This window comes from Alteromonas sp. ABH4_452, assembly GCF_056311825.1.
On sequence record NZ_CM149973.1, the window covers coordinates 2,410,231 to 2,426,561 of the forward strand.

Here is a 16,331-nt window from a genome sequence, read left to right on the forward strand (position 1 = left end):
TCTTACTAATTAATATTCCAACTTATTCAGGAGCGTTGTCGCAGTTACCGTCTGTACATTCGCCATATAGGTAAAGGCTGTGATGGGTAAGCTTCATTTTATGCTGCTTAGCAATCATCTCTTGGCGTTCTTCGATAATTTCGTCTTCAAACTCGATCACTTTGCCACACTTAAGGCATACAAGGTGGTCGTGGTGATCTTTATGACTGATTTCAAATACTGACTTTCCACCTTCAAAGTGGTGGCGGTTAAGAATACCTGCATCATCAAATTGGTTTAATACGCGGTATACAGTAGCAAGACCGATTTCTTCACCCTGTTCGATAAGGATTTTATAGACGTCTTCAGCGCTGATATGTTGGTTTTCTGGCTCTTGCAGAATTTGTAAAATTTTAAGGCGAGGCAGAGTGACTTTAAGCCCTGCTTTTTTCAATTCTTTATTTTGATCCATTACAGCCTACTAAGAACGAGTGAATAAGTATTTGGTGGTTATTATAGGTAAGTTGAAACAATTTAAAAGCAAAACCGTGGAATCTTTGTCTTCTCGCCGAAAAATTACCCAAGACACTTGTTGCAAAAAATATTGTACTTAAGTGTGGGCTTTGAGCTGTGTGGCCTGACCAGAATGTAAGTGTACGATTTATCTAACAAATAAGTAAAATAAATAGAACTTTTAATGCATTGATTTAACATCCTGTTAAACTAAACTTAAAGAGTTGCGTTCATTTGATAGTTTTTTGCACGTATTTAAGTGGAAGTGTTCATGCGGTTAACAATTATAAATAAAATCACTTTAGGCTTCGGCTTATTTGGCTGCCTGCTATTGCTCACGAGTATCCTTTCCTATTTCGGTTTAAGCGGTATTAAGGACTCTGCACAAGACGTTGTAGAGCAAAAAATGCCAGTACAGACCAGTATGGTAAAAGTAAAAACTGAAATCCTATCTTTATCGGTAATAACGGCCAATGGTTATCACGTAGAAAGTAGAGACGAATTAGAAAAAAATAAGCAAACATTTGATTCGCTGTCATCCACCTTTTCTAACGATTTGTCGCGACTGAAATCTCTCATGCCAGAAAACTCGATAGCTAAAAATGCTGTTGAAGTAAGTTCGAGCTATGTGAGCGACAGTAATGAAATGTACATTGCAATTAACAAGAGAATGGATATAGAGAACGCGCTTGCCACGCAACTTGAAAAAGTACTTATGACGGCAGACGAAGCTAGCGCGTTGATGCTAGATCTTTCTTATCTCGATAGCAGTGATCCGAGTCTTGATACGCTAATTGGCGCAGGTACAGCCATTGATAATAAGCTACTAACAATGAACGACTCATTTATCGAGTTGGCCGAATCTAGCGACGCCACGCAAAGCGCCAGTATTATTGAGGATCTCGAATATCAGTTAAGTAATCTGGAGGTAGATAAGCATTATGTGAACCGTTTGGCTACAAGCGTGGATGATGGGGGCACAATAGAGGCGTTTAATGAACAATACGAGTTACTAATAGACGCCGTAAACGGTTCAAACGGGTTAATAGCGTTGCAACGACAAAAACTTGCTGAAGTAGACAAAGCGGCGCAAGCACAAAAACAAGCAAAGCAAGCATTAGAAACCGCGCTTGCTGATATTAATACTCTGTTTGATACCGTTCAAGCGCAATCCCTCGAAGGGCAAAACGCTATACTCGAATCGGTACAGGAAAATTTAGTTCGCAATACTGTTGTTGCAATTTTAGGACTTACGGCTGCCATTTTTTTAGCGGTAATAGTAACGCGCAGCATTTCAAAGCCACTTAAGCATATAAACAAAGGGCTAAATCAGTTAAGCCATGGGGATTTGAGTACTAAACTACCCGAAGAGGGCAACGATGAATTTTCTGCTCTTTCAGCCAAAGTTAACAGCTTGACCGCTAGCCTGCGAGAACTGGTGGGTAATATCTTAGAGCAGGAAAAGCGCTTAATTGAAATAACAAAAGAAAGTGTTGAGCTTGGTAACAAGAGCTTGTCTGAAGTGGACAAACAGCGAGAGCAGGTCACTGTTACCTCCACCAACACTAAGAATGTTCAAGACAAAAGTCGTAGTAATCTTGCGCAAATCAATGAAGCGATGGAGGCATTACGTACTATCACAAGACAAAGTACTGACATTGGGCTGCTGGTTCAAAGAAGTAGTGAGCAAGTTAGCAATCAAGCCGATCAGGCTGAGTCTTCAGCCCAGGTTATTGCGCGCTTAGATGATAACTCTAGAAGTATTGGCAGTATTTTGGACGTTATCAAAACCATCGCAGAGCAAACTAATTTGTTAGCGCTAAACGCCGCTATTGAGGCTGCTCGGGCAGGCGAGCAGGGCAGGGGATTTGCAGTAGTTGCCGATGAAGTGCGAACATTAGCCAATCGTACGCACGATTCCACGGAAGAAATCGAACAAATGATTGGCAACTTACAAAAAGATGCAGCGCAGGCTGTAAAAGCTATTAATGCAGGTCGAGAGCAAGCGCAAACAGGGGTAGAAATAACCCAACAGGTTTCTCAACAAGTAGAAAGCATTAGAGAAATTATTGAGCGTCTGAGCGACATTAACGAACATATTGTTGAAGATACAGAGCAGCAAGATGTGTTACTCGGTGATGTGGCCACAAGCTTAAACCGCATTGTAGCGCTGGCAGATTCAAGTGCACAAAGCACAAGGCAGTCGAACGAATCGACAATGATGCTAGATGCACAAACAGAAAGCTTAAGAAAGGCGGTAGAGCGGTTTCAGCTTTAGTTAGTTCAATCGGCTAAGCTAATAATTCAACGAGTACTTCTATATAACAAAAAACCGCTCTATTAGAGCGGTTTTTTCAATTGATAACTAATTTATAGCTATTTTATGGCTTTTTAGTAGCCAATATATGTATGTCTACGCCAGCTCCGCTAAGCAAAGCTCGTCGTGAATTTGCTTACACCAGGCTTTAACGCGAGAGTCTGTTAGCTCTGGTTGACGGTCTTCGTCAATACCAAGACCCACAAAGTGATTGTCGTCTGCCATGCCCTTAGATGCTTCAAAGTCATAGCCTTCCGTAGACCATTGACCTACTAAAATAGCGCCTTTGGCTTCTACAATGTCGCGTACCATGCCCATTGCGTCTAGGAAGTATTCCGCATAGTCTTCTTGGTCGCCACAACCAAAAATAGCAACTAGCTTGTCGTTAAAGTCTATCTGCTCTAATTCAGGAAAGAAGTCATCCCAATCACACTGTGCTTCACCGTAGTACCACGTAGGGATACCGAAGATAAGCAAATCAAACTCAGCGATGTCTTCTTTACTGCTCTTGGCAATATCTTTTACATCAATTAGCTGTTTACCCAATTCCTTCTGGATCATTTTCGCAACATGTTCGGTGTTACCCGTGTCACTTCCGAAAAATAGGCCAACGCTTGCCATATCTAACCTCTATTAATCGTTACTAATTAAACGCCTGTGCTTAGCCAAAACCATTCAATAATGCCTTTCGCAAGAAATCCCAATGCGCCTAAACCTAGCACACCGTACGTTACCACTCTTCCAATAAGAGGAACATCGTTCTTACGTAATACATCGTGTACAGCAAAACCCATCAATCCAAAAAGAATAGACAAGCCGCCATACAGCATAATGGACTCAATGAGTTCGTAATTTTCTGCAAGCATAGTGTTGTTACTTAAAAATTTCTGGCGCAACTATATCACAGTATATACGCCTGTAAGAGCCTAAAACGTTCAAAAATATGTAATAATAGTCATTCTCATCCTGTTGAATGAGAAATATTCCACTTTATGACGATTTGTTGAGCGTTCTCTCTACAATTCCGTTAAATGCAGCTGGCTTTTCAGCGTGTAACCAATGCCCCGTACCTTCAATAATATGCGCTTTCGCATTTGGAAAGTAGTGAGCTATCGCATCGCGATAGGCCGGTGTAATGTAGTCGGACTCGCTGCCCTTAATAAATAAGGTTACGCCATCGAACGTTTGATTTGTTTGTTCCCAATCAATAATGTGCGAGTAACTTTTGATTAGTCCGCTTACGTTGAAGCGCCACTTCCATGCTCCGTTTTCATCTTGATACAGGCTTTTTAATAGAAACTGTCTGACGCCCATTTCTTTAACGTGGGCAGCCATTTGTTTTTCAGCGTCCTTTCTACTTTCAATGGTATCCAAAGAAACAGAATTCAACCCATCAAATACCGCTTGGTGGCTGTGGTCATAACTGACTGGGGCAATATCAGCTACGATTAAATGTGTGATATTTTCGCTGTGATTTAAGGCCAGCTTCATTGCAACCTTTCCGCCAAGGGAATGGCCCAATACAGCGCTTTTTTCAATATTTAAAGATTGCATGATGTCGTAAATTGCATCTGCGGAAGCTGACATAGAAAAACTATCAGTCCACGGAGACTCACCGTGATCCGGAAGGTCTACACTTATAATATTAAAAGCTGATTCAAAATGTCGTTTAACAACGGCTAAATTATCTGCGTTGCCGAAAAGCCCATGGATTAAAATTAACCATGGTGATGATGCATCTCGCTTTGAAAGTTTATAATTTAACTTCACAACTTATGTACCCATGAATAATTGTCTGATAGACATAGCTTGAGTCTTAAAAACAAAATAAGGCCTGTAAAAACAGACCTTATTAGCAGGTTAAATAGTGATATTAATTAATAGCGTAATCGTTGAGAGATTTGCCGCTATCTAGTGCATCTTTGTAAACGCGAGGCATACGACCAATGCCCGTCCACAAGTGCTCTTCGCCATCGCTATCGACAAGTTTGTATTTAACGGGGCGCTTCTTACCTACGTTTTTATTTGTGCCGGTATCCAAAGCTTGTAAATCTTCTACGTTAAGCCCAGCTTCTTCCATTTGCTGTTTAATAGCAGCAAGTTTTTCTAATTTTTCTTTTTTTAGTTGTTCTTGTTCTAGTAATTTTTCTTTTCTTTTTTCTATTATACCGTTAAGTTTTTCCTGAACTTGTTCAAGTTCTTCTATGCTTAATTCCTTAACAGCACCTTGTAAACGTCTTCCATGGGTTAAAATATCTAAAAATTCGCTCATTAATTAACCTTAATACGTTGTACTAAATTTCTATAAGATAATAATTAAAAGTAGCACAAAAAAAAAGCGAGCTAGGCTCGCTTTTAAAAAATATCAGTTAAATAACTAAATAATGCTTTAAATTACATATTTGGGTAATTCGGACCTCCAGCACCCTCTGGTACAACCCACTTAATATTCTGACTAGGGTCTTTGATGTCGCAAGTTTTACAGTGAACACAGTTTTGCGCATTAATTTGGAAGCGTTTTTCACCTTCTTCTTCAATAACCTCATAAACGCCAGCAGGGCAATAGCGTTGTGCAGGTTCTGCGAATTTAGGTAAATTGACCTGTAAAGGAATAGACAGGTCTTTTAATTTTAAATGACACGGCTGGTCTTCTTCGTGGTTTGTATTAGATAAAAACACGGAAGATAACTTATCAAAGCTGAGTACACCGTCCGGCTTCGGATATGAAATCTCTGTAGCATCTTTAGCTTCTTTAAGCTGCGCGTAATCTTTGTGTTCGTCTTTCATAGTGAAGAACAAATTACCGTTGAAGAAATTTTGTTCTACCGTGTTAAACGCACCGCCCCAGAAATTACCTAGCTTATGAATAGCAGGGCCGAAGTTACGAGAACGGAATAGCTCGTCATACAACCAAGACGATTTAAATTTGTCTGTATAGCTCGTTAGCTCTTTTACTGGCGCTTCTACATTTTCTGAAATCGCTTCAAAAATGCTTTCAGCGGCTAACATACCTGACTTCATTGCTGTGTGGTTACCCTTAATTTTGGCAAAATTTAGGGTACCTGCTTCACAACCTACCAATAGGCCACCTGGGAAAGTCATCTTAGGTAACGAGTTAAACCCACCTTTGGCGATTGCACGTGCGCCATAAGATACACGTTTACCGCCTTCAAGATACTGCTTAAAAACAGGGTGGTGTTTTAAGCGTTGAAATTCGTCAAACGGGCTCAGATAAGGGTTGTCGTAGTTAAGGTCAACAATTAAGCCTACAAACACCTGATTATCTTCGGCGTGATACAGATAGCTGCCGCCTGTGGCGTCATCCAGTGGCCAGCCTGCGCTATGAACTACTAAGCCTGGCTGGTGTTTCGCTGGATCTATATCCCAAATCTCTTTAAAGCCAATAGCGTAATGCTGAGGTGAGCTGTCTTCATCTAGTTTGAAGTGAGAAATGAGCTCTTTACCCAAATGACCACGACAGCCTTCGGCAAACACAGTGTATTTAGCACGAAGCTCCATTCCGGGCATGTAACCGTCTTTTGGCTCGCCGTCTTCACCAACACCCATGTCGCCGGTAAGCACGCCGCCAACGCTACCGTCTTCGTTATAAATAACTTCAGAAGCTGCAAAACCGGGGAATACCTCAACGCCTAGCTGTTCGGCTTGTTCTGCTAGCCAACGGCTAACGTTCCCCATAGATACGATATAGTTACCGTCATTGTGCATAGTTTTGGGCGTAATGCCGTTTGGTAACTTCTTCGCTGACGTTTCATTATTAAGCAAATAGATGTGGTCTTCGGTTACCGGCGTGTTAAGTGGCGCACCTTTTTCTTTCCAATCGGGAAATAGTTCGTTTAGCGAACGGGGCTCAAATACCGCGCCTGAGAGAATATGTGCACCTACCTCGGAGCCCTTTTCGACCACACAAACCATAAGTTCTTGGTCTTTTTCATTTGCAAGCTGCATCAGCTTACAAGCAGTTGATAATCCAGCTGGGCCGGCACCGACGATGACTACGTCAAACTCCATCGATTCTCGTTCCACGGGAGGCTCCTTATGTTTGTATTTTTATAGTGCACTATTGATGAAACAAATAATGCTTTGTGTCAAAAACATGTAAATTAATTGTCGTTTTGCAAGGTAATGCAGGTTGACGTTTACGTCAACAGTAAGTACATTGCAAAGCAGTTTACGTTAACGTTAACTGGCAGCGTATTATACCTGCTCGTAAACGTGGTGTTAACGTCGTTTTAAGGCTAGCCTTTAAAAAACGTACGTTCCACAGTTTCTTTTTTAACGTATAAGCATTGTTAAAGTTTCAAAAAGCGTGGTGAAGTAATACGTTTTTAATTATTAATAGTTAATTATTAATGAAACGTAATTAGCACTGACGAACTCAACAATTGAGGTAAATATGAAAATACTCGTACCGGTCAAACGCGCGATCGACTACAACGTTAAGGTAAGAGTGAAGGCTGATGAATCAGGCGTAGATCTTACAAACGCGAAAATGGCGATTAATCCTTTTTGCGAAATTGCTGTTGAAGAAGCCGTTCGATTAAAAGAAAAAGGCGTGGCCACTGAAATCGTTGTTGTTTCAATTGGTGACAAAAGCTGCCAAGAACAAATACGTACAGCACTAGCCCTAGGCGCTGATCGTGGTATCCAAATTGATACCGACCAAAATCTTGATTCACTTCAAGTGGCAAAGCTTTTAGCGAAAGTGGTTGAAGAAGAACAGCCTCAACTTGTTATTCTTGGTAAGCAGAGCATTGACTCTGACAACAACCAAACTGGTCAAATGCTGGCAGCGCTAACAGGTATGCCTCAAGGTACCTTCGCATCAGAGGTGGTTGTAGATGGCGAGAAGGTGAATGTAACACGTGAAATTGACGGTGGCCTTCAAACGGTTGCACTTTCGCTTCCAGCTGTTGTAACGACAGATCTTCGTTTGAACGAACCGCGTTATGCATCGCTTCCAAATATTATGAAAGCAAAGCGTAAACCGTTAGATGTTAAAGCTGCGGCAGATTTTGGTGTTGCACTAGAATCAAACGTTAAGGTACTGAAGGTTACGCCTCCGCCTCAGCGTGAGGGTGGCATTAAAGTAGCAGACGTTGCTGAGTTGGTAGACAAGTTAAAGAATGAAGCGAAGGTGATCTCATGAGCGTACTCGTATATGCAGAACACGACAATGCAAGCTTAAAGACGGAAACGCATAAGCTTGTTAACGCCGCACAAAAGATGGGTGGCGATATCCATGTATTAGTAGCGGGTGAAGGTTGCCAAGCAGTTGCTGAAGCTGCATCGCAAATCGACGGCGTTGCAAAAGTGCTTGTTGCTGATAATGCTGCTTATAAAAATCAGCTTGCAGAAAATACGGCTGACCTAGTGGTAGAGCTTGCAGGCGACTACAGCCACATTGTTGCTGCCGCGACCACAACAGGCAAAAACTTTATGCCTCGTGTAGCTGCATTGCTAGACGTAGCGCAAATTTCAGACATCATTGGTGTAGAGAGCGAAGATACTTTTGTTCGTCCTATTTATGCAGGTAACGCGATTGCTACCGTTCAATCATCTGATGCAAAAAAGGTGATTACGGTTCGTGCAGCATCATTCGATGCAGCTACAACTGGTGGTAGCGCTGAATTAACCGCAATTGATGTGGTCAAAGGCAGTGAGAAGTCTGATTTCGTTTCAGCAGAGCTTACCGAATCTGAGCGTCCTGAACTTACTGCTGCAGAAGTCGTTATTTCAGGTGGCCGCGGTATGCAAAATGGTGATAACTTCAAGCTTCTTGAAGGTATTGCTGACAAACTTGGTGCTGCTATTGGTGCATCGCGTGCAGCGGTAGATGCTGGCTTTGTTCCAAATGATATGCAAGTTGGCCAAACAGGTAAAATTGTTGCGCCTCAACTTTATATTGCAGTAGGCATCTCGGGCGCTATTCAGCACCTTGCAGGTATGAAAGACTCAAAAGTCATTGTTGCTATCAACAAAGATGAAGAAGCGCCAATTTTCCAAGTTGCTGACTATGGTTTGGTGGGTGATTTATTTGAAGTACTTCCAGAGTTGGAAGGCTCTCTTTAATTAGCGTTTTAAAGCTAAATAAGACAAAGGCTGCAGTATGCAGCCTTTTTTGTAATATACATACATAGAGCGAATCATAATTTAGCTTGGTATCGGAATCACTAATTAAACACGCACAACCGAATTATCTTCTATGCTAACAGGTGAGGGGATATAAGCGTCGGCTTCCCAGTCGTTTTCCCATTTTTCGCCATCGATAAGGTAACGAAACTGGTATTCGTTATCCTTTTCCAAATCCACGGTTAATGTGAAATCACCGCTTTTAAGCTTTTTCATCGTCAGTGGCTGTGTTTTCCAATCAGTGAAATCTCCACATAGTGCAGCTTCTTTCGCATCTTTTGCTGCTTCCGCATTCAGTCGAAATGTCACTTTGCACAGAGGTTTTGATTTAAGGTATTGTTTCTTAAGACTCATAATGTGTTTTCCCTTCAACGTAGCGAAATCATTCCCGAGGCTATTTCCTATTAAAGACTTAGCTTAAACAACAGCCGTCGGTTAACTCATAATCAATGAGTGCTTAAATAATCAACGAAAACCTGATAATTATCAATCTTACTTTGTATTCTTTTAAGAATTTTCTATATTAGGGCTTCAGATTTTTGCGTGTATATTAAAAACAATAATCAGACACAAAATTTAACAATCTTAACTGAGCATACAAAACGCAAAATCAGTACACTAGTGTTGAAACAATAATAATAGAATTTAGTGGGTAATCAGGTGGTAAGTGATTAGCGCAGTAATTTACTGTTTAAACTTCACTAACTCGGATGCCTTCTCTTCCAGGGATAGTAAATGAAAAACTCCATGTTAATGAAAAGTGGTCTTCCATTAGTCATCGTGCTAGTCGCCTTTATCGCCGCGACGGTTATGATCAAGTCACGTAAGCCGCCAGAGCAGGTGCCCGTGGAAATCCCCGCTTTTCTTGTTGACGCTAAGGAAGTAACAGCAGAACCCGTAAATTTTGTTGTTAAATCTCAAGGCAATGTGGTGCCACAAAATAAAACATCGTTAAGTGCACAGGTCAGTGGTCAGGTTATAAGCCTGTCGAAAGTTTTTGTTGCTGGTGGAACTTTTAAAAAAGGCGATGTACTTGCCACGTTAGAACAAGATGATTACCGCACAGACCTCAAACTAGCTGAAGCTGAATTAGCACAGGCGCAAGCGGCACTTCAAGAAGAAATAGCTCGCGGTAAAGTGGCCGAGCAAGAATGGCGTTCGGTAAGCAGCGTAGCGCCGCCCGAGTTAGGCTTAAGAAAGCCTCAATTGGCAAAAGAACAGGCTAATGTAAAAGCGGCAGAAGCTAAATTAGAGCGCGCTAAACGCAACCTAGCAAGAACCCAAATTACTGCGCCGTACAATGGAATTGTGGTTGAAAGAAATATAGACCTTGGTCAGTTTGTGGCGATGGGTTCTGTACTTGGCACCATTTACTCCACCGATACCGCTGAAGTTAGGTTACCTATTACCGACAGCGATTTGATGTTTATTAATGTTGCGGGGCAGTCAAGCGATGGTGCGCCAGTATCCTTAACAGCCTCGGTTGGCGGTGTGAAAACTACGTGGGAAGGTTCGCTGGTGCGTTCAGAGGGCATCTTGGATACAGGTAGCAGAGTAGTGTACGCCATTGTCGAAGTGAAAGACCCTTATAACTTGAAGTCTTCACACAAAGCCCCACTGCGTTTTGGGCAATTTGTTGAAGCAGAAATTACCTCACGTCAAGACGAAGAACTTTTAGTATTACCTCGCAGCATTTTGCGTTTAGACAACACCGTGCTGACGGTGAACGACAATCGCGAAATTGAAATTAAACCCGTCGAAGTAGCCCGTACTACAGCAAAAGATGTGTTTATTCGCTCAGGTATTGCGGAAGGTAGTTTGGTAGTAACCAGTGCGGTGCCAAACCCATACGACGGCATGAAAGTACGCCTGCCAGGTGACGAGCCGGTACTTGCTGACACAGCGGAAGCAGACACTACCGATAGCGCAGACATCGTGGAAAGCGAATCATCGGAAGGTGACAACTAATGAGTCGCATCGATACCAACAAAGGCTTAATTGCTTGGTTTGCGCGTAATAATGTAGCGGCAAACTTATTAATGATCTTGCTTATCGTTGGCGGGCTGTTCAGTGCGTTCAGTATACAAAAGCAGGTATTCCCAAGCTTTGAAATAGATGTTATCAGCGTCCGCGTACCTTATTTAGGTGCTGCACCTCAGGAAGTAGAAGAAGGTGTGCTTCTTAAAATTGAAGAGGCCATAAAAGATTTAGAAGGCATCAAACAGCTAAACTCAACGGCCGTAGAAGGCATGGGTACGGTAAGTATTCAAGTTGAGGAAGACTACGATGTTCAGTCTCTACTTGATGAAGTAAAGGTTCAAGTTGATGCCATTCCAAGTTTTCCTGCAGATACTGAAAAGCCCGTTATTTATCGTCAAAAAATTCAACAGGATGTGATATGGCTATCGGTTTACGGAGACGCATCTGAAAGAGAGTTAAAAGAGTTTGCTAAAGACTTACGCGACGACATTGCTAACTTGCCGGGTATATCAAGTGTTCAGGTTGTAGGTGCAAGAGATTATGAAATTTCTGTAGAACTTTCTGAAGTTGATTTGCAAAAGTACAACCTGACGTTTGCTGATGTGGTGGCGCGTTTAAGCCAAACCAGTGTCGACTTACCAGGTGGTTCAATCCGCACCGAAAATGGTGACATACTGCTAAGAACAAAAGGGCAGGCTTATACCGGTTGGGACTTCTCCCAGATAGTATTAGTTACAAATTCAAACGGTACCCGCGTTACTCTGGGTGATGTTGCCTATATCAACGATGGCTTTATTGAAAACAATCAATACGCGCTGTTTGATGATAAACCAGCGGTTAGCTTGCGCGTGCAGGCTGTAGGCGATCAAAATGCCCTAGAGATCTCTGAGCAGGTTAATAATTACGTTGACAGTAAAAAATCTGAGTTTCCTGCGCATATTACTGCGGATACGTGGGGCGATAGCTCATTCTATCTAGCCGACCGACTTAACATGATGCTTGAGAACATGTTCTTCGGTGCGCTGCTGGTATTTTTAGTTCTTTCTTTGTTTTTGAAAATTAAGCTCGCATTCTGGGTTATTGTTGGCTTGCCGGTCTGCTTCCTTGGCACCTTGCTGGTAATGCCGTTAGATATGGTTGGTGTTTCCATCAACATGCTGAGCCTGTTCGCATTCATTCTTGTACTAGGGATTGTGGTAGATGACGCAATTATCATGGGTGAATCAGCTTATTCAGAAATAGACAAAAAAGGGCACAGTGCTGATAACGTTATTGCGGGCGTTAAAAAAGTTGCTATGCCGGCAACTTTTGGTGTCTTAACCACCATTGCCGCTTTTTCACCCATGCTTATGGTATCTGGGCCGTTCGGCATAATTTGGAAAACCATCGGTATGGTGGTTATTGTTTGTCTTATTTTCTCGCTTATTGAATCGAAGTTAATCCTGCCGGCGCACTTAGTGCACATGAAGCTCAAGCCTTATGATCCGGAAAAAGCCAACGCGTTCCAAAAGTTCCGAGACTTCTTCAGTGAAGGAATAAAGACATTTATTAATAATAAGTACGCGCCGTTTTTAGCAAAAGCAATACGTAATCGCTATACGACAGTGGCCGTGTTTTTGGCGATGCTGATCCTTACCGTGGGGCTATTCGGTGGTGGCATCGTGCGCTTTGTATTCTTCCCGAATATTCCAAGTGACTTCATGATGGCCAGCTTTGAATTAGAGGCCGGTTCGTCATTAGAGCAGCGAGACAAGGTACTCACTACACTTCGCGAAGCTATGCACCGCATGGATGACAAGGTCGCAGAAGAGTCGGGCGAAAATGTCATTAAGCACGCGATTGCTTTTGACAATGGTAACTTAGGTGGTGAAATATTTGCTGAGCTTACGAAAGGTGAAACCCGCACGCTTACAGACTTTGAGATTCAGGATATGTGGCGTCAAGAGGTCCCTGAAATCCCTGGCGTGAAGTCATTTAATATTAGCTCTCCGGGCGGTCCTGGCGGCGGTGCTGACCTTAGCTTTGAATTTAGCTCCAGCGATATTAAAGCATTGCGCGCTATTAGTGACGATATAAAAGAAGCTTTAGATAAGTACGAGGGCGTTACCGATATCAATGATACTTTCTCTGGCGGTAGCGAAGAAATTCAGCTAGCGCTGAAACCTCAGGCCGATGCGTTAGGCATTTCGCTTCGCGATTTAGGTCAGCAAGTTCGCTTTGGTTTTTACGGTGCAGAAGTGCAGCGTATTCAGCGCGACGATGAAGAAATAAAAGTTATGGTGCGCTACCCGAAAGCGGAACGTAGCTCTATAGAGCACCTTGAAAATATGCGTATTCGTGCGCCAAGTGGTCAAGAGATCCCGTTCGAGCAGGTGGCTACATTCACCGTAGGGCAAGGGTTCGATTCAATCATTCGTGTAGATGGAAAACGTTCAGTCACCGTAACGGGTGTCGTGGATAAAGCATTGCTTGACCCATCAGAAGTGACTAACGATGTCATTGAAAACTTGATGCCAGACTTACTGGCGCGCTACCCAAATGTTGAGTTTCAGCTTCAAGGAAATTCAAAGGAGCAGGCTGATGCTATGTTTAGTTTAATGCAGGGGCTCTTGTTTGCGTTATTTGCTATTTATGCCTTACTCGCTATACCGCTTAAATCTTACAGCCAACCCTTGATTATCATGTCGGTGATCCCTTTTGGTATTGTGGGCGCCATAGTCGGTCATTTGGTATTGGGCATGGCGGTAAGCGTTTTGTCTGTCTGCGGCATCATCGCTTTGTCGGGTGTTGTGGTGAACGATAGCTTGATTATGGTTGACTTTGTGAATCGCGCGCGTAAAGAAGGCATGTCGCTTATGGATGCGGCTATTAGCGCTGGTACGCAGCGTTTTAGAGCTATCATCTTGACGTCACTAACAACCTTTATGGGTCTTATGCCGATAGTATTTGAACGCAGCCTACAGGCTCAGGTTGTTATTCCAATGGCGGTTTCTCTGGCTTTCGGTATTTTATTTGCCACAGTGATCACCTTGCTACTTGTTCCTGCACTGTACTTAATTTTAAACGACATTAAAAATGTGTTTAAAGGTCGAAAACACGCAGAACTTACGACAGAAAGCTAAATAGATAATGCCGGGTAACACCGGCATTTTTCTTTTAAGGAATAAAACATGAAGAAAAAGCTAATATACGCTGCGGTGGTTGCAGCATCTGCAGGCTTAACTTTTGCCTGCACAAGTTCAAATACCGCCGATACTAAATTGGTTGAAAATAAAACCCAAAGCCTTGCTATGCCGAAAGTTCATGGCTATCCATCAACCAAAACCGTTGCGCAACAAGATAACTATCACGGCACTATGGTAAGCGACCCCTATCGTTGGTTAGAAGACGAAAAGAGCGAAGAAGTTAAAGCTTGGGTCGATTCGCAAAACACTTTGGCTCGTCCTTATCTAGCGAATTTACCCTCTAGAGAGCTTTATAAAGAGCGTTTAACCGCGCTGTGGGATTATGAAAAGTATTCGACACCTTATATGGTGAACGGCAAGTTGTTTTATTCTTATAACGACGGCCTACAAAATCAGTATGTACTTTATATGGCCGACGGCGTGAACGGTGAACCTGAAGTACTTATTGATCCGAATACGTTGAGTGACGACGGCACCGTGTCAATGGCGTCGACTGAACTCAGCCCTAAAGCGTCTTATCTTGCCTATATGCTGTCAGACGGCGGCACCGACTGGAAGACCATCCACGTTCGTAACACCAACAGTAAAACAGACTTAACCGATACCATTGAAGGCATTAAGTTTTCAAATATTGCATGGCTTCCCGATGAAAGTGGTTTTTTCTATTCTCGTTACCCAAAAAATGAGGCGGGTAAATACGATGATAGCCAAACCGTATCTATCTATTTTCACGCGATAGGTACAGAGCAAAGTGCAGATAAAAAGGTCTTTGCATTTGAAAATAAACCCACTTGGAACCCGTACCCATCAGTTGTGCAAGACGGAAATACTTTGCTTATATCCGTTTTCGAGGGGTACCAGGCTAACGGTGTCTACGCTAAATCTCTTGAAAAAGAAAACAGTGAGCTTGTTGCCGTTTTCGACCAATGGGATGGGCGATACGATCTAATTGGCGAACACAAAGATGCGCTATTTTTTAAGTCTACTGCAGGCGCGCCAACAGGTAAGGTTATTAAGGTTGATTTCGATGGTGGCGTTAAAGCAACCGAAACCGTAATTGAAAGTACACCTGATACCTTGTCCAGCGTGTCACTTTTAGGTGAAAAGCTTTTTGCTCAGTATCTAAAAGACGTTAAAGGGCAGGTGAGTGTATTTGATTTAAGTGGCAAAAAAGTCGATGAGATTGCGTTTTCCGATATCGGGAGCGTGAGCGGTTTCTATGGCGGTAAAAATGCAGGTACCACTTTTTATAAACTTACTGGGTTTACTAACCCGGGTCAGGTCTATGCCTATGACGTTGAAAGTGGTGAGTCATCACTATTTAAAACTATCAACACGGGTATTAACTACGACGACTATGAAACCAAGCAGGTGTTTTATACCAGTAAAGACGGCACTAAAGTTCCCATGTTTATTGTGCACAAGAAAGGCTTGAAGCTAGATGGAAATAATAAAACGTTACTGTACGGGTATGGTGGTTTTAATATTTCATTACTTCCACGATATTCAGTGTCACGCATGGTTTGGGTAGAGCAGGGCAACGTGCTGGCTATCGCAAACTTACGAGGTGGTGGTGAATATGGACAGCAGTGGCACAAAGCTGGTACTAAGTTAGATAAGCAAAACGTTTTTGATGACTTTATTGCGGCAGGTGAGTATTTAGTTGAAAGTGGCTATACCAACCCAGACAAAATGGGTATTCAAGGTGGATCTAACGGCGGGTTACTTGTGGGCGCAACACTAACCCAGCGACCTGACCTCTTTTCTGCAGCACTACCAGCAGTGGGCGTGTTAGATATGCTTCGCTACCACACGCCAAGTGCAAATGCGCGAGCATGGTCTTCTGATTACGGGTTAAGTGAAAACAAAGACGAATTTGAAGCGCTTTATGCTTATTCGCCACTTCACAATACTCAACCTGGCACGTGCTATCCGGCCACATTGGTAACAACAGGTGATCACGACGACAGAGTAGTACCGTGGCATAGCTATAAGTTCGCGGCGCAATTACAGGCAGATCAAGGATGTGATAACCCAGTACTTCTTCGTGTAGAAACTCGTGCGGGTCACGGCGCAGGTACGCCAACGTGGATGCAAATAGAAGGGTATGCCGACCAGTGGGCCTTTTTGGAATCCGCTCTCGACTAGCGCATATATACTGCTACTAAATAGAAGCCGCTTTAATAAGCGGCTTTTTTGTTTGCATT

At 42.7% G+C, this 16,331-nt stretch carries 13 protein-coding genes; 6 read left to right on the forward strand and 7 right to left on the reverse strand.

Annotated features, from left to right (window positions below):
* Positions 1-22 precede the first annotated feature (22 nt).
* Entirely contained in the window at positions 23-451 is a 429-nt protein-coding gene (gene fur / locus ACYX4N_RS10265; protein WP_179983643.1) for a ferric iron uptake transcriptional regulator, read from the reverse strand.
* Positions 452-763: 312 nt separating this feature from the next.
* Between fur and ACYX4N_RS10270 the strand changes: the two genes are divergently transcribed.
* Complete coding sequence (locus ACYX4N_RS10270; protein WP_476053958.1) at positions 764-2,770, forward strand: methyl-accepting chemotaxis protein; 2,007 nt, start codon at positions 764-766, stop codon at positions 2,768-2,770.
* 135 nt (positions 2,771-2,905) lie between these two features.
* Here ACYX4N_RS10270 and fldA read toward each other — a convergent pair whose 3' ends face one another.
* From fldA to ACYX4N_RS10295, 5 genes are all read right to left on the reverse strand, one after another.
* Entirely contained in the window at positions 2,906-3,430 is a 525-nt protein-coding gene (gene fldA / locus ACYX4N_RS10275) for a flavodoxin FldA (protein ID WP_014949739.1), read from the reverse strand.
* Between the two features lie 26 nt (positions 3,431-3,456).
* Positions 3,457-3,675, reverse strand: coding sequence for a DUF2788 domain-containing protein (locus ACYX4N_RS10280; protein ID WP_012519093.1), 219 nt, complete (start codon positions 3,673-3,675; stop codon positions 3,457-3,459).
* 124 nt (positions 3,676-3,799) lie between these two features.
* Positions 3,800-4,579, reverse strand: coding sequence for an alpha/beta fold hydrolase (locus ACYX4N_RS10285; protein ID WP_476053959.1), 780 nt, complete (start codon positions 4,577-4,579; stop codon positions 3,800-3,802).
* A gap of 103 nt (positions 4,580-4,682) precedes the next feature.
* Positions 4,683-5,081 (reverse strand): H-NS histone family protein, encoded by a 399-nt coding sequence (locus tag ACYX4N_RS10290; protein ID WP_474806390.1) that lies wholly within the window; start codon positions 5,079-5,081, stop codon positions 4,683-4,685.
* Positions 5,082-5,203: 122 nt separating this feature from the next.
* Entirely contained in the window at positions 5,204-6,853 is a 1,650-nt protein-coding gene (locus ACYX4N_RS10295; protein WP_476053960.1) for an electron transfer flavoprotein-ubiquinone oxidoreductase, read from the reverse strand.
* 370 nt (positions 6,854-7,223) lie between these two features.
* Between ACYX4N_RS10295 and ACYX4N_RS10300 the strand changes: the two genes are divergently transcribed.
* On the forward strand, positions 7,224-7,976 hold the full coding sequence (locus tag ACYX4N_RS10300) for an electron transfer flavoprotein subunit beta/FixA family protein (protein WP_039216447.1): 753 nt from the start codon (positions 7,224-7,226) through the stop codon (positions 7,974-7,976).
* Complete coding sequence (locus ACYX4N_RS10305; RefSeq protein WP_476053961.1) at positions 7,973-8,899, forward strand: electron transfer flavoprotein subunit alpha/FixB family protein; 927 nt, start codon at positions 7,973-7,975, stop codon at positions 8,897-8,899. Before ACYX4N_RS10300 ends, ACYX4N_RS10305 begins: the two co-directional genes overlap by 4 nt.
* 105 nt (positions 8,900-9,004) lie before the next feature.
* Here ACYX4N_RS10305 and ACYX4N_RS10310 read toward each other — a convergent pair whose 3' ends face one another.
* The gene (locus ACYX4N_RS10310; RefSeq protein WP_474856886.1) at positions 9,005-9,313 is read right to left on the reverse strand and encodes an isoamylase early set domain-containing protein; all 309 of its coding nucleotides are present in this window, start codon (positions 9,311-9,313) and stop codon (positions 9,005-9,007) included.
* 381 nt (positions 9,314-9,694) lie between these two features.
* Here ACYX4N_RS10310 and ACYX4N_RS10315 point away from each other — a divergent pair, with 381 nt between their 5' ends.
* Genes ACYX4N_RS10315 through ACYX4N_RS10325 form a run of 3 tightly spaced genes read left to right on the forward strand, consistent with a single transcriptional unit; the run spans position 9,695 to position 16,272 of the window.
* A complete protein-coding gene (locus tag ACYX4N_RS10315; RefSeq protein WP_476053962.1) occupies positions 9,695-10,927 on the forward strand; it encodes an efflux RND transporter periplasmic adaptor subunit in 1,233 nt (410 codons plus the stop codon).
* The gene (locus ACYX4N_RS10320) at positions 10,927-14,061 is read left to right on the forward strand and encodes an efflux RND transporter permease subunit (protein ID WP_476053963.1); all 3,135 of its coding nucleotides are present in this window, start codon (positions 10,927-10,929) and stop codon (positions 14,059-14,061) included. The genes ACYX4N_RS10315 and ACYX4N_RS10320 overlap by 1 nt, the downstream gene beginning before the upstream one ends.
* A gap of 48 nt (positions 14,062-14,109) precedes the next feature.
* A complete protein-coding gene (locus ACYX4N_RS10325; RefSeq protein ID WP_476053964.1) occupies positions 14,110-16,272 on the forward strand; it encodes a prolyl oligopeptidase family serine peptidase in 2,163 nt (720 codons plus the stop codon).
* The last annotated feature ends 59 nt before the right edge of the window (positions 16,273-16,331 follow it).